Raw genomic sequence first — 14,387 nt, forward strand, 5'->3', positions numbered from 1 at the left:
ATGAGAAAAAGTTTGATGAATGTAAACAAAATGCTAGTAGTATGTTTAATGGCAGCTTTATTAGTTGTTTTTACCGGCTGCTCTAGTAATAATCAACCTGAGCAAGCAACACAAGAGCAAACAGAACAAACAGAACAAACAGAACAAACAGAACAAGCCACTGAACAAAGTGAAACTGAAGAAAACGGTAGCTTTGTATTGGCAACGACGACAAGTACACAAGATAGTGGGTTGTTAGATGTATTAGTGCCAATGTTTGAGGAAAAGTATGGCTATATGGTTAAAACAATTGCTGTAGGGACTGGAAAAGCGTTAGAAATGGGTGAAACTGGTGAAGCAGATGTTCTATTGGTTCATGCCCCAGATTCCGAAAAGCCGCTTGTAGAGAGTGGTGTTGCTATCAATTATCAATTAGTGATGCATAATGATTTTGTAGTTGTAGGTCCATCAGATGATCCTGCCGGAATTAAAGGCTCTGCAACTGCTGCTGAAGCTTATAAAAAAGTTGCAGATAGCGAAGCATTATTTGTATCTAGAGGAGACGACTCTGGTACACATAAAAAAGAATTAGGTATTTGGAAAACAGCAGGCATTGAGCCAAGCGGTCAATGGTATCAAGAAACAGGTCAAGGGATGGGTAGTACTTTAACGGTAGCTTCTGAAAAAAATGGATATTCGTTAACTGACCGAGCAACATATTTAGCTTTAAAAGACGAGCTAGCACTTGAAATCCTTGTTGAAGGTGAAGAAAACCTCTTAAATATTTATCATGTAATGCAAGTAAACCCTGATAAATTTGAGAAAATCAATGGTGAAGCTGGTCAAGCGTTTGTTGAATTCATGATTTCGCCAGAAGCGCAACAAACGATCGGTGAATTTGGTGTTGAAGAATTCGGTGAACCACTTTTCTTCCCTGATGCTGAGTAATAAATTCCTTAATTTTCTATCCATTGAGATTTATTTCAATATTACTAAATGACTCTCACATCTTCACTAGTGCTTTATTTGAACAAAAGTGCTTGCTGAGGTGGAACTGGGAAGGGTGAAAATTGCATGGATATGATTATTAAGGGTGTGTTAGAAGCATTCAGAATGCTTGTAACTTTTGATCCGGAAATATATAAAATAACGTGGCTGACTCTGAAGGTTTCAGGGTCAGCTACATTTATCAGCCTATTAATTGGTATACCAATAGGTGTCATATTAGCTTGGGTAAGCTTCCCAGGACGACGTATAATCATGAGTTTTGTTAATACAGCAATGGGATTTCCACCTGTTGTTGTTGGACTATGGGTGTTTTTATTGTTAGCACGAAATGGTCCGTTAGGAGACTTGGATTTAATTTATACGCCAACCGCGATATTGATAGCTCAGGCGGTCATTGCTTCTCCGATTATAATGGGGCTGACCAGTGCCGCCATTATGCAGGTTGACGATAAAATGCGGATGCAAATGAAAGCGCTCGGGGCAACAAAACTACAAATGCTTTTTCTTGCACTTAGAGAGGCGAGATTTTCATTATTAGCAGCAGTTATTGCAGGTTTTGGAGCAGTTGTATCTGAGGTTGGAGCATCTCAAATGGTCGGCGGGAACATTAAAGGATATTCCCGAGTTCTTACAACGGCCACTGTAATGGAGGTTTCAAAAGGAAATACTGATATTGCGATTGGAATCTCGGTAATTTTAATGCTATTAGCATATTTAGTCACTTTAACTTTAACCCTTTTCCAACAAAAGGACGCTAGAGGGTGATCCATTATGATACATTTGCAAGATGTTGAAGTAGTAAAAAAAGAGAAATCTATAGTTCGTGTTAGCCACTTACAAATAACCACCGGAAAAGTAACGGGCGTTATCGGGCCAAACGGTGCAGGGAAGAGCTCCCTATTAAAAGTGATGGCATTACTAGACAATCCGACATCTGGGGTTATTAAGTTAAAACAAAAGCAAGTTTTTCCTGGGAAGATTAATATAGAAGAACGCCGGAAAGTATCGGTTGTTTTTCAGCAACCTCTTATGCTTGATACGACTGTTTTTAATAATGTGGCAGCTGGTTTGAAATTTAGGCGGCTTCCTAAGGCTATCATTAAAGAAAAGGTTCAATATTGGTTAAAACAATTTGGTGTAAACCACTTGTCAGGACAACGAGCACGAACTCTTTCAGGTGGAGAAGCGCAGCGAGTATCCATTGCAAGAGCAATGGCAACAGAACCTGAGGTGCTATTTTTAGACGAACCGTTTTCGGCACTTGATTTACCAACGCGTAGGAAGCTTTTAAAAGATTTTCAAGAGATTATTAGGAATACAAAAACAACGACAATTATTGTTAGTCATGATTATCAAGAGATTCAGTTTTTGTGTGATGAGGTTATTATTATGTTTGAGGGAAAGATGATTGACAAGGTACCAGTAAATGAATTAATGACGGAATCTTTTTCGGGGGATTTATTAAACTTTTTAAAAGAGTGGATGACACCCTTAATAAATAAATAATAATCAAGGACATTTGGATTAGAAATCCTAAATCTTTAATTTATATTAGTGACTGCTCTCCTATACACCAAATGAACATTCAATGTTATAATATTTATAAAAAGAAAAATACAATTGACGCTAAAGGGACAAAATATTTGTCTCTTTGCAATTGTTATTGGAGAATAAGGGAGACCCCTCATTAAGGGAGACGTATAGTATGAAATATGCACTATTGGAAAATGTAAAGCAAGGAGAAAAGTTGGGAAGAACTATTTTTACTGGTGATGGTAGGGTATTACTTGAGGAAGGGGTAGTCCTCACAATAGGATTAATATCGAGACTGCGCCAAATGGGAGTTGGCGCTATTTATTTAAAGGATGATCGTTTAAAGGATGTTGAAGTTGAAGAGGTTGTAACAGAAACTACCCGTCGTGAGACAATGGAAGCATTTGCAGAATCGGTTCAATATATTCAAGTCGCAAAAAAAGATTTTGATATGAAAGGAATTAGCAAGACAACAGAAAAGATTATTGAAGAGATCCTGCAAAACCAAAATGTATTGGTAACATTAGCTGATATAAGAACCTCAGATAATGCACTTTTTGTTCATTCTACGAATGTATGTATCATTTCCGTTTTAGTTGGTATTAAGCTTGGATTAACACGTACTGAGCTTAAGGATTTAGCTGTAGGAGCACTATTCCATGATATCGGTAAGATAATTGATCCTAGTAAGCTCGATAGTAAATCGAGACAAGAAGCAGGATCAAATGATCATACATGGTTAGGATTTAACTTTTTACGTAAGAAGCATGAAATTAGTACGGTAGCAGCTCATGTAGCCTTCGGACATCATGAAAATGTCGACGGAAGTGGGTATCCTAGAAAAATTTCAGGTGAGAATATTCCCCTGTTTGCTAAAATTGTAGCTGTTGCCAATCATTATGATAATTTGATTACTCCGCTTGACGGGGGTATCGGGTTAAATCCACATGAAGCTTGTGAACAAATATTAGGGCTTACAAATATTAACTTTGATCATCAAGTTGTGTGGGAGTTTTTACGTTCGATCGCCTTTTATCCGACAGGAAGACAAGTGAAATTATCAACCGGCGAAACTGGAGTAATTGTTGGTCAAAATAGTGGGTTGCCACAACGGCCAATTGTAAGGGTAATCGATGTATTTAACCGTTCAAAATTTGATGATTTTGAAGTGAAAGAAATAGATTTAGGAAAAGAAACGACCATTTTTATAACTAGAGTTTTATAAAGGAAGGGGCTGTCGATAAGACAGCCCTACTCTATTAAAAGTAGGATTGACCAAGCTTTTTAAAAACGGGTTTTTGATATTTTTTAGTAGTAGGGGGATGTGGTTTATTGTCGTCTGTAGCTTCATTGAATCCTGTGTATGACTGTAAAATCTGCTTCGCTCTTGTAAGGGAAAGGTGTGTTTTTGGGTTGCGATATGATTCATTTAATTCTCCTAAATGAGGAAGCTTCTCAAAATCAATTTTGGTAGGTGGAATATGGAAATAATAATCACCAACTGAAACTAATAAATCTGATCGTTGTTGACTATTTTTTGGATTTTTAGAGTAGTGGAGTCCGCACTTTTTAGCCTTTCCTTCATGGATGAGCTTATCTAGTGCTTTTTTCTTAAGAGTATAAAGGAACTTTGGGTTTGGTGCTGTTTTGGCATGACGATTTACTACAAAGAGAGCACGAGAAAGCTCTTCCGTCGAATACTCCATTTTACATACTCCTTTCATTCTATTACCGAATAATAGTACCTGAATTAAAGATTAGCAAAGTTAGTACTAATCTAGCTTCAATGTTTTTACTTTATTATACACTTGTATGAAGTAAGCAACAACAATAATAAGCGAAGCGCAAGGCCCGCTTATTTTGAAATTATTTTCAAATCACTAATGATTTCTTCAAACGGTACATTCATTCCATCGTAATATTTAATCATATCGCCATTTGTGTCGATTAAATAAAAGGAAGTGCCATGTGCGACCTGATCAGAGTTTGGGTTGTTTTGGACTAAAGCTTTGAAAGAATTTAAGGCGAATTCCTCAATCCTCTCTTGAGAATAACCAGTTAGGAAATACCAATTAGATTGATCGGCTCCAAATTTTTCAGCAAAGTCAAAGAGCACTTCAGGTGAATCAAATTCAGGATCGACACTAAACGAAACAAAGTTTACATTTTCAATTCCTTCATCTTTAACTAGTCTTTGTAGTTTTACCATGTTTGCAGTCATTGGTGGACAGACGTCATCACAATTTGTGAAAATAAAGTCAGCGATCCAAACTTTATCTTTTAAACTTTCCATGGTTACAGTTTCATTCATTTGGTTCGTAAAAGAAAAGTTCTCGATTGGATATTGAACAGTATTTTCAATTTGTTTTCCACAGCCAGTTAGTGCTATTAATAGAAAGCTAAGGAAAGCGATTGCTAGAATTCTTCTCAAGTAAATACATCCCTTCTTTATAATCTATTAATTTAGTTAAATCTTATCATAAAGCTGTCAATTCTTTATGTCAACTTCATGAACAGTATTTGGATTGGCAAAATGATACGTGCATTAATTAATAAAACATGGTAGTATTATTTCAGAAAAACACTATTAATATATTGCAAACTTAAGGGGAGGAAAGTAGATGAAGAAGCTAGTAATGATACTTTTTTCATGTATTTTAATAGTTTCTTTGGCAGCTTGTAATTCATCCGAAAACGAAGTGGATCAAGCTTCACAAGAAGCAGTAAACATGGAAATGGAATATAACCTTGAAACGAAAGAATTTTCGCCAATCATGATGCAATATGGTACTTCAGAGTCATTAGAGGCATATACATTTGCTGCGGAACATCCTGAAGTTCTTGATTATATGCCATGCTACTGTGGCTGTTATGAGGATGATGGGCATACGAATAATACGGCATGTTTTATTGACTCAGTTGCTGGAAATATTGCCAAGCTTGATAGCATGGGTCTTGGCTGAGGTGTTTGTATTGATATAGCCCGTGAGGCTAAAGAAGAGTACTTAAAGGGTACAGATTTAAAAACAATTCGCAACCAAATAGATAAAAATTATGGTGGAAATGGTGTGGAGTCAACTCCAACACCGATGCCTGAGTAAAAAAGCGTAAGCGCCTGATTTATAGGTGCTTACGCTTTTGTTCTTGTTTATGAAATTATAAAATTTGATCCTGTGGATAAATACTATAGTACAGAGAGTAGTCGTCCAGCGCAAGCGCCCAGCGACTAGTAAACTTCGCTCATCTCTTTTGTGATAAGTCAACATCGACTCTTCCCTCGACGTGTTTTGTTTATCTCAGTCGATGCGTTCTAGTTTATACGTTGCTAATCAGGGCGCCTATAGCTTTTGTTCCTTATTCTATTTTAAATGCAGTAATGGCATCATGTAATTCTTGAGCCATTTTTACTAGTGTTTGACTAGCAACGGCTATTTCCTGCATTGCGGCATTTTGTTGTTCACTTGCCGCACTTACATTTTGTGCTGAAGCAGATGCTTGTTTCGCTATATTTAGAACATGTTCAGTTGTGCCTACTAGTTGTCCCGTTCCAGATTGCATAGTCTGCATTGTAGCTGCTACTGCTTCAAGCTGGCCGGCAACATTGTTAACAGATTGAGTAATGTCATTAAAGAACTCACCTGCCTGATCAACATATTGGATTCCTTCGTTTATCGCCTCAGAACCAGCATCCATCGAAGTGACGGCTTGTAAAGTACTATTTTGAATTTCTTGAATAAGTTCGCGAATTTGGGCGGTTGCTTCACTCGATTGTTCTGCTAGTTTACGTACTTCATCTGCAACGACTGCAAAACCCTTCCCATGTTCACCTGCTCTTGCAGCTTCAATTGCTGCATTCAATGAAAGGAGGTTGGTTTGTTCGGCAATGGATGATATTAATTGTACAATTGTCTCAATTTCAGATGATTTAGCATTTAAGCTATTTATAACATCAGAAATATCTGTTGTTTTTTCTTGAATAACATTCATTTGATCAACTGCCTTTTTGGCAATTTGATTCCCATCCACAGAGGTTTTCGCTGCCTGATTAGATATTGTGGATAAACTTTCAATTTGGGTAGTTACATCAGTTACATTATTTGATATATCCAAAGCAATTTGTGATGACGCTGCAGCATTATCTACTTGATCATTGGCACCTAAGGAAACCTGCTGAATTGATACAGTAATTTGGTCGGCAGCTTTACTAGTTTGCTCAAGGCTAGCAGTCCATTCCTCACTTGCTGCAGCTATTTGTTCAGTTGTTTGGTGTACTTTGTGAATTAGTACTTGGAGATCACTTTTCATATCGTTATAGCTTTTAGCGAGTTCACCAATTTCATCATTTGAATTATCAATTAATGTTATGGAAAAATCGCCATTTCCAGCTTTTTTTAACGCGCTAGTTACAATACGTAGTCTTTTTTTTATAAATGCTGTAAAGAAAAAGGATATAACCATTGCGATTACAATTGTTATTACAAGTACAATAGTTAAACTTACTAACACAGATTGAATTGTATCATCTACAAATTTTTGAGAAACGCCAACATACCAGATTCCAATAATCTTTCCATCTTTTCCCTTAATAGGCATATAGGCGGTTTGATACATGTTTCCTACTACGTTAGCTTCACCTACAAATAAGTTGCCTTTATCTAAAACCTCTTTTTCCACCTCTGTTGAAACAGTGGTTCCCACAGCTCTTTTGCCATCTTTAATTACATTCGTCGCTACTCTAGTATTTCCTTGAAAAATAGTAACTGTGTCATCAGTCATTTCTCCAATTTCGTCTACTATCGCAAAATTCCCATTCATTTTAACATTGCCTTTATAAAGCTCGTTACCCTTAATACTCCACTCTCCTGGAAATTTTTGGTTGATATACTGATAGGATAGCTGAAGGTCGGATTTTGCTTTATCAGCTGCTGACTTTTTCACTTCAGTGCTAATTTCGTACTGGAGGAAGAAGAATAAAATAATCGACATCAAAATAATAATACCAAGAACAAGACTATTTATTTTACCACTAATCCTAAGTTTGTTTAGCATAATATTTATAACCTCCAAACGATGATAATATTAGAAAATCAACCATATAATTCTATATTGTTATAATGAGTATAGCATATTCATACTTGTGGAAATGTGAATAATCATTGAATACGCTGACCTAAAGTAATCTCTAATAAGTTGTCTATATGATAAACGTGAAACGATAACATCATTAGTGGCAAATAAAAAACAGGATTAGGCATTGCCTATCCTGTTTTGAGAGTAAATATCGTTAATTCTGGTGGTGATAAAAATCGAAATGGTACTCTAGTTGTACCAATCCCTCGATTTACGTATAATTCGATCGGTCCAACTTTATAAAACCCTTCATAATAGGTGGTTGCACCAATTGGGGTGAAAATCGGTCCGTAAAATGGTAATTGTACTTGTCCACCATGGCTGTGACCAGAAAGCTGGACATCAATCGGGTAATTGCCTAGCTCTTTGATAATATCTGGTTGGTGTGCCAATAAAATTGTAAAGGTTTGTAATTCAACGCCTAGCAATGTTTTATCAATATCTGGATTGCCTAGCATGGCATCGTCAAGACCACTTATAAAGATATAGTCATTTCTTTTATTAAACAGCTTTTCATGTTCATTTATTAACAATTTAAAGTCTGACTCCCTCATAATATCTCGTATGATCTCAGATCCATAGCCCCCGTGATCGTGGTTTCCATAAATTGAGTATTTTCCTAATGGCGCTCGAAGTTGTTTAAGGAGTGGTGCTATTTTGTTAATATCTTTGTATTTGTTTGGTGCATCAATTAAATCACCTGTAAAAAGGATAATATCGGGTGCCTGTTCATTAATAATGTTTATTAGTTTTGTAAACTCATTTATAGAATAGTAATGTCCTAAATGTGTATCGCTAAATAGAACAATTCGTGTACCATCAAAGCTTTGAGGTATTTTAAATGAATGTAATTCGTGGTTATTAATTGAAAGATTTTTAGGTTCGATAAAGCGTGCATAGCTATAGCCACCTGCTGTGAGTAGCAGGGAACCTAAACTGTACGTAATACAATTCTTTATGAAGTTTCTTCTATTAATTTTTTTATTTATATAATTTTTTTTCATTTATATCAACCTATCTCAAATTTCTTCTATTATTTTCCATTGTGTATGGTAATATCATATATGAAATAATACAGTAGCACATAAACTTCATTATATCATGACTTCTTAATTGTAATTGAACAATTTATATTTAATCGGGGTGAACGTATGAACTATGAAATGATTTTAACTTTTATTATATTAGCTATTACTACATTATTTTTTATTAATGGCAAAATTCGCTCTGATCTAGTTGCTCTTGGCTCACTGTTAGCATTAGTACTAACAGGTATTATCACAGCTCAAGAGGCTTTAGCAGGATTCTCTAATTCTACAGTTCTAATGATTGCAGGTCTATTTATTGTTGGTGCTGGTATCTTTCGTACCGGACTCGCAAAATCGATGGGCAATAAATTACTCCCTTTAGCTGGGAAAAGTGAATTAAAATTATTAATGATCGTAATAGTTGTGACTGCAGGGTTTAGTGGGATAATGAGCAATACAGGAACAGTAGCTGTATTATTACCGGTTGTTATGAGTATGGCACTAGATATGAAGGTTAGCCCTTCAAAGTTTCTGATTCCACTTGCCTATGCTTCAAGCCTTGGGGGAGTTTTAACATTAATCGGAACACCACCAAATATGGTTGTTAGTCAAGCTATTAAAGATAGTGGATTAGGGACGTTAGGCTTTTTTGATTTTTTTCCAATAGGACTCGTTGGATTATTTGCCGGATTAATTTATATGATAACAATTGGAAGAAAAATTTTACCTGATCATATGGAAGCAACAACCTTTGATTCTGAGACTGTTTCGCCGGAAGAACTAGTTGTATTTTATAAACTTTCAAATCAAATTCATCGGGTTTGTGTTAGCCCAAATTCAAAACTTGTTAATCAATCCTTAAAAGATAGTAAGCTAAGGGAATTATATAATATTACAGTCGTTGAGATAGAGCGTAAGCTTGGTGACTTAATGTTCTCACAAACCTTGCAGATTAATGCAACAGCAAATACTGTCATTGAAGCAGATGATAGGTTGCTCCTTATTGGAAAGCGTGAAGACGTAGTGCGTTTTATTGCTGAAAATGACTTATCGTTAGTTACAATAGAAAAGAAGTCTCTTGAAGAAAATCAGCTTGTAACTAAAAGATTTGGTCTTGCAGAAATGTTAATAACACCACATTCGAAGTTTCTGAAACGAACATTAAAGGACATACGTTTTCGCGAAAAATACCAGCTTACTGTATTGGCAATCAACCGTAAAGGAACCTATATATATGATAATTTACTAGATGTAAAAATTCGTTTTGGTGATGCGTTACTTGTACATGGGGACTGGAAGAAAATTAAAATGTTTGCGTTTGATTCAAATGATGTAGTCGTTACTGGCAAGCTCGAAGAGGATGAGAGCCGTGCCTATTCAAAGGGAAAAGCACCGATTGCCGCCTTTAATATGGTTGTGATGATAATCCTGATGTTATTTAGTGTTGTCCCAGAAGTGATTGCGGTATTTATTTCAGCACTTCTAATGGTTGTGACTGGCTGTCTGCGAAATATGAATGAGGGCTATAAAAGTATTAATTGGGAATCAGTCGTGTTAATTGCTGCGATGCTACCCATGTCAACAGCGTTAGAAAAAACAGGTGGGGTAAATTTTTTATCGGATGCCCTAGTACACTCTTTAGGAACATACGGGCCGTACGCTTTGTTGGCAGGATTTTATTTCGTATCAATGATTCTTAGTCAATTTATAAGCAATACGGCAACAGCTGTTATATTTGCACCTGTTGCGATTACAACTTCACTAAATTTAGGGTTGAGTCCATATCCATTATTAATGTCTGTTGCTATCGCTGCATCGATGGCCTTTGCAACTCCTGTTGCCACTCCACCAAATGCTCTAGTTATGGCAGCGGGGGGGTATGCTTTTAAAGATTATGTCAAAGTAGGTGTACCACTGCAATTATTTTTAATGATTGTAATGTTAATTTTTATACCAATCTTCTTTCCTTTTTAATGATTTTATTATTAATGTTGTGTTAAATGTGAATGTGGATACATTAACTGAGCCATAATTAAAATGATTTCTAAATGAAAAATACACATAAAATTGCAGGTATTTATTATAAATATGTGGAAAATATGTAAATGTAGAAAAAAGGAGTGTGATTGGATTGTACAAGGAATTAAATCCACCTAACAGAGTATTAATGGGACCTGGACCGAGCGATGTTCATCCGAGTGTTCTGCGGTCAATGTCGATCCCACTATTAGGTCATCTTGATCCGGCGTTTTTAGAAATTATGAACGAAACAATGGATCTATTAAGAAAAGTTTATCAGACTGAAAATAAAGTAACGTTGGCAATGTCAGGAACTGGCAGTGCAGGTATGGAAACTATTTTTGTTAACTTAGTAGAGCCAGGTGATAAGGTCATTATTGGGGTGAATGGTCTTTTCGGACAACGAATGGTTGACGTTGCTTCAAGATGCGGTGCTGAAGTAATTCAAGTTGATGCTCCTTGGGGTGAGATCGTTCCACCAGAAAAGATAAAGGATGCGTTAAAACAACATAAGGAAGTAAAGCTTGTTGCTGTTGTCCATTCTGAAACGTCCACTGGTGTACGGCAACCACTTGAAGAGTTAAGTGAGATTATTCATGCCCATGGTGCATTATTTGTTTGTGATATGGTAACTTCAATTGGTGGAATACCAACTAAAATCGATGAATATGGGATTGATGCAGCGTATAGCGGTACACAAAAGTGTCTTAGTGCGCCACCAGGACTCGCTCCAGTCACATTAAGTACACGTGCTGTAGAAGCATTATCTAGACGGAAGAGTAAAGTGCAAAGCTGGTATTTAGATCTTTCCATGATTCAGAGCTATTGGAGCGAGGAACGATTCTACCATCATACAGCACCTATCACAATGGTATATTCCTTGCGTGAGGCATTACGATTAATTGTACATGAGGGTTTGGAAAATGTATTTAAACGACATGCTTTATATGGTGGAGCACTTCATGCAGGGCTACAAGCGATGGATTTAGAGTTGTTAGTTAAAAACGAGCATCGTCTTCATCAGCTTACAGCAGTTTGTATTCCAAAAGGAATTGATGATTTACCAGTTCGAAGGCGATTACTACAAAAATATGGGCTTGAAATTGGTGGTGGATTGGGCGAGCTTAAAGGACAGATTTGGCGTATAGGTTTAATGGGTTATAATGCCCGTCAAGAAAACGTTACGTTTGCATTGGCGGCTTTAGAAGATGTATTACGTGAACAAGGGTATCATTTTATCTCGGGTGCTGCTTTAGAAGCGGCTAACCGCTTTATACGAGAAAATGAATAATAAGTTTGTGAATAGAAGAAAAAATTGTGGAGATGTTATAAGTAATCGGACTAGGAAAAATCGAGGTGAACTTTTTGTCTCAATTTTCAATTACAATTTTAACATTATTCACAATTATGATGGTGATAGGACTTATTTACACGATAAAAATTGGGCAAACTCAGGGTCAAAATCATCGTAGTAATAATGATTCAGCAGTTGATGATGTTGTCCAAGCACACCCTTATACTAGAAATCCAATATTTTGGACATATTTAATAGGATTAGGAATAGCATTCGTATATATTCTTTATCGGATGATTTAGACAGGACAAGCCAAAAAGTGAAATGCTTTTTAGGCTTGTCTTATTTTTTGTCAAAATATCATTGGATTTTGTAGCGAAAAATCAACTATTTACCTGTCTAAATGTGATGGTATTTTACGAACGAAAACTCTCGAATAACATATACTACATTGATAGAATTTTATGTAAATATAGTATATCGAAAAACACCATGAAAGGAAGATCGTATGAAGTTTACATGTAAAAAATGCTGCAATATTATGCAAAACTACGACAATTGCCCAATTTGTGGGGAAAAGGATCATGTTGTACCAATCGAAATAAATATACAAAGAGGGGCTACAAATGAGCAGTCCTAGAACAGGTTAGAAGGGGTGGGGAAATTGAAGATAAAAAGAATTATGTGGACTTTATTTTTTTTCCTGGTAATTGGACAAGTTCAGTTTATATATGCCGAAAACAAACAACCTACAAAAAATGAAATTTTTACATTTTTACAGGAGGCCTTTGTAGCTCAACTTTCATTAGCAGAAAAGTACCGGACTCAACAGGAAGTTTCTGAGATCTTATCGCCGTTTTTTACAGAGGAATACCAGCTTTTATTTACTAAAGAGCATCTTTTCCTAGAACCCGAAGGGGTAATAATGTATGGTACAGATATTCCAGACTATTTTATTCCTTTTTATTCCTATAATGACAATACAAAGCTTTTGACTACCTTGGATAAAATCATTGTCTATGAATACTTTTTACCACAATTAGAAGGATCAATAATTTGGGATCAACCACATTATCAAATTTTGACAATTACAAAAACAACTAGTGGATGGCAAATTAGTGATTATGAAATTAGTGAGGCAAAACCAGAAGAGAACGCTTCTAATGACTAGGAGCGTTCTCTTCTTTTAATAGTGCTTCAAGCAAATCTAATTGAAATCCACGAATAACTTTTTCCCCTACAACTACAGTTGGTGTCGTGTATGATTTATATTCCTTAATCATCGTTTCTCTTGCCTTGTAATCCTTGGTAATGTTGTACTCCTCAAATAAAATATTTTCGAATGATAAGAATTCTCTAATGATCTTACTAGAGGAACAGGAATCTTGGGAAAATAAAATTATTCTTTTATATGTCATTTTATCCCTTCTCGCTTTATTAAATAATCAACTAATCCCATGGAACAAATGTCTACATCTAATTTTATAATATCGTACACGTTATGATTATCAGGGATATGATTTTCGGTTAAATATGTTTTAATTTTTTTAAAAAGCTGTTCGGAAATTTCATTTGTCAGTTGTTTTACGTCCTTCGTTTCGTATTTATTATATACTTCTTCTGCAGTGTCTACAAATATTGGTAACCATTTTCTTACTTTAGAATACACATCAGTAGGCTGATTACTCATTCCAAAATGTCCAAAATAAATATGATTTACATTTAAACTTTCAAATTTCCCAATTGAGTCTAGCATTGCCTCTGGGTTAAATTGATTTGGTGAGGTTGTCGGTAAATAAAAATCAAATTCACTAATATCCTGGTAATATATCCCACAAGTATCTCCAGTAAAAATACCATTAGAGCCGCTATCATGAATACTAAAATGATGATTGGCATGACCAGGACTATCGTAAAATGTAAGCACCCTATTTTCAAGTTGAATGGTTTCCCTATCGTGTTTAATGAGAATACGATCTTCAGGGATTGGCAAAATTGGATTAAAAAGTTCATCAAAGGACTCACCATAAACTGCTCTTGCACCTGCAATAAGTCTAGTAGGATCGATTAGATGACGAGCACCTTTTGGGTGGACAACGACCTTGGCATTTGGACATTCCTTTACTAATAGACCGGCACCCCCTGCATGATCTAAATGGATATGGGTAACGATAATATATTGGATATCTTTTGGATTAATGTTAAGTTTTTTTAAACCATCTACTATGTATCGGACAGATGGGCTTGCACTTGTTTCAATAATTGTTAAAGATTTGTCATGGATAACATACGTCCCGGTACGTTTTTCCATCCCCATATCAAATATATCAAAAAACGAAATATTATTTCCTAAATCGATTGGTCTAACATTCATATTTTTCATCCCCCTTTCAAAT

At 35.7% G+C, this 14,387-nt stretch carries 15 protein-coding genes; 9 read left to right on the forward strand and 6 right to left on the reverse strand.

Going from position 1 to position 14,387, the window contains the following annotated elements; translation table 11 throughout:
- From D612_RS0100625 to D612_RS0100640, 4 genes are all read left to right on the forward strand, one after another.
- Positions 1-927, forward strand: coding sequence for a substrate-binding domain-containing protein (locus D612_RS0100625; RefSeq protein WP_017753530.1), 927 nt, complete (start codon positions 1-3; stop codon positions 925-927).
- A 126-nt stretch (positions 928-1,053) separates the two neighbouring features.
- Positions 1,054-1,752 carry an ABC transporter permease gene (locus D612_RS0100630; RefSeq protein WP_017753531.1) on the forward strand — a complete coding sequence of 233 codons (699 nt, stop codon included), beginning with the start codon at positions 1,054-1,056 and terminating at the stop codon, positions 1,750-1,752.
- 6 nt (positions 1,753-1,758) lie between these two features.
- Positions 1,759-2,493, forward strand: a complete 735-nt coding sequence (locus D612_RS0100635) for an ATP-binding cassette domain-containing protein (RefSeq protein ID WP_017753532.1) — start codon at positions 1,759-1,761, stop codon at positions 2,491-2,493.
- Between the two features lie 199 nt (positions 2,494-2,692).
- Complete coding sequence (locus tag D612_RS0100640) at positions 2,693-3,745, forward strand: HD-GYP domain-containing protein (RefSeq protein ID WP_017753533.1); 1,053 nt, start codon at positions 2,693-2,695, stop codon at positions 3,743-3,745.
- A gap of 34 nt (positions 3,746-3,779) precedes the next feature.
- On the opposite strand, the gene D612_RS0100645 is transcribed toward D612_RS0100640, so the two are convergent.
- Positions 3,780-4,226 carry a YkyB family protein gene (locus D612_RS0100645; RefSeq protein WP_017753534.1) on the reverse strand — a complete coding sequence of 149 codons (447 nt, stop codon included), beginning with the start codon at positions 4,224-4,226 and terminating at the stop codon, positions 3,780-3,782.
- A 149-nt stretch (positions 4,227-4,375) separates the two neighbouring features.
- A complete protein-coding gene (locus D612_RS0100650) occupies positions 4,376-4,951 on the reverse strand; it encodes an SCO family protein (protein WP_017753535.1) in 576 nt (191 codons plus the stop codon).
- Between the two features lie 190 nt (positions 4,952-5,141).
- Here D612_RS0100650 and D612_RS0100655 point away from each other — a divergent pair, with 190 nt between their 5' ends.
- Positions 5,142-5,621: a PCYCGC motif-containing (lipo)protein gene (locus tag D612_RS0100655; RefSeq protein WP_407637435.1), complete on the forward strand. Its 480-nt coding sequence runs from the start codon at positions 5,142-5,144 to the stop codon at positions 5,619-5,621.
- A 253-nt stretch (positions 5,622-5,874) separates the two neighbouring features.
- Here the strand turns inward: D612_RS0100655 and D612_RS0100660 are convergent, their stop codons facing one another.
- The gene (locus D612_RS0100660; RefSeq protein ID WP_017753537.1) at positions 5,875-7,569 is read right to left on the reverse strand and encodes a methyl-accepting chemotaxis protein; all 1,695 of its coding nucleotides are present in this window, start codon (positions 7,567-7,569) and stop codon (positions 5,875-5,877) included.
- Positions 7,570-7,778: 209 nt separating this feature from the next.
- A complete protein-coding gene (locus D612_RS0100665; protein ID WP_017753538.1) occupies positions 7,779-8,654 on the reverse strand; it encodes a metallophosphoesterase in 876 nt (291 codons plus the stop codon).
- A 147-nt stretch (positions 8,655-8,801) separates the two neighbouring features.
- Between D612_RS0100665 and D612_RS0100670 the strand changes: the two genes are divergently transcribed.
- The 4 genes from D612_RS0100670 (at position 8,802) to D612_RS0100685 (ending at position 13,162) form a co-directional block, all read left to right on the forward strand.
- A complete protein-coding gene (locus tag D612_RS0100670) occupies positions 8,802-10,652 on the forward strand; it encodes an SLC13 family permease (RefSeq protein WP_017753539.1) in 1,851 nt (616 codons plus the stop codon).
- A gap of 148 nt (positions 10,653-10,800) precedes the next feature.
- Positions 10,801-11,988 (forward strand): pyridoxal-phosphate-dependent aminotransferase family protein, encoded by a 1,188-nt coding sequence (locus D612_RS0100675; protein WP_034725712.1) that lies wholly within the window; start codon positions 10,801-10,803, stop codon positions 11,986-11,988.
- Positions 11,989-12,062: 74 nt separating this feature from the next.
- A complete protein-coding gene (locus D612_RS0100680; protein WP_017753541.1) occupies positions 12,063-12,293 on the forward strand; it encodes a hypothetical protein in 231 nt (76 codons plus the stop codon).
- Between the two features lie 353 nt (positions 12,294-12,646).
- On the forward strand, positions 12,647-13,162 hold the full coding sequence (locus D612_RS0100685) for a DUF3993 domain-containing protein (RefSeq protein WP_407637437.1): 516 nt from the start codon (positions 12,647-12,649) through the stop codon (positions 13,160-13,162).
- On the opposite strand, the gene D612_RS0100690 is transcribed toward D612_RS0100685, so the two are convergent.
- Both D612_RS0100690 and D612_RS0100695 read right to left on the reverse strand, forming a co-directional pair.
- Positions 13,152-13,409 (reverse strand): glutaredoxin domain-containing protein, encoded by a 258-nt coding sequence (locus D612_RS0100690; RefSeq protein WP_017753543.1) that lies wholly within the window; start codon positions 13,407-13,409, stop codon positions 13,152-13,154. The genes D612_RS0100685 and D612_RS0100690 overlap by 11 nt on opposite strands.
- Positions 13,406-14,365: an MBL fold metallo-hydrolase gene (locus tag D612_RS0100695; RefSeq protein ID WP_017753544.1), complete on the reverse strand. Its 960-nt coding sequence runs from the start codon at positions 14,363-14,365 to the stop codon at positions 13,406-13,408. Before D612_RS0100695 ends, D612_RS0100690 begins: the two co-directional genes overlap by 4 nt.
- Positions 14,366-14,387 lie beyond the last annotated feature (22 nt).

It is taken from the genome of Calidifontibacillus oryziterrae (assembly GCF_000331575.1).
GTDB classification, from domain to species: domain Bacteria; phylum Bacillota; class Bacilli; order Bacillales; family Bacillaceae_J; genus Calidifontibacillus_A; species Calidifontibacillus_A oryziterrae.